The sequence below is a fragment of the Neisseria sp. P0021.S007 genome (assembly GCF_051956855.1).
Genome location: NZ_JBQCXA010000818.1, coordinates 1 through 591, shown reverse-complemented (window position 1 = coordinate 591; position 591 = coordinate 1). Strand labels below are relative to the sequence as shown.

1 protein-coding gene is annotated in these 591 nt (G+C 45.7%); it reads right to left on the bottom strand.

From position 1 onward, the window contains the following. Nucleotides 1-426, bottom strand: a 426-nt coding sequence (locus tag ACTHUR_RS16130; protein ID WP_440399687.1) for a tRNA-guanine transglycosylase, incomplete at its 3' end; no start/stop codon positions are given. Between the last annotated feature and the right edge of the window lie 165 nt (nucleotides 427-591).

Below are 591 nucleotides of genomic sequence, written 5' to 3'. Positions count from 1 at the left end.
CTGCATCACGATGTCGGAATTCAATACAGTTTGGATTTTCATCGACACTTCGGGCGAGAGGAACAGTTTGTCGCCGTTGATCGGGCTTTGGAATGTACAGCCTTCTTCGGTCAGCTTGCGCATGTCGGGTAACGAAAATACTTGGAAACCGCCCGAGTCGGTTAAAATCGGCTTATCCCAACCGATAAATTCGTGCAGACCGCCGAATTGTTCGATGACTTCCAAACCTGGGCGCAGCCACAGATGGTAAGTGTTGCCTAAGATGATTTGCGCTTTGATGTCATGCAGGTTTTGCGGGTTCATCGCTTTGACCGAACCGTAAGTGCCAACCGGCATAAATACCGGCGTTTCGATTTTGCCGTGGTTCAGTTCCAAAGTGCCGCGTCGGGCATGACCGTCTTTTTTGTGTAAGGTAAATTTGAGCATAGCAATAATAGATTGGACGTTCGCGTGTGTGTGAAATGAAAGGGCAGATGATAAAGGATTTTTCGTTGGTTGACGGCTGGATTTTATCTTTGTCAAAACAATGCTTCAGACGGCCTGAATATTTTTGTTTGATTTATACCTCATTTTTTATTTCCTCCATCATTC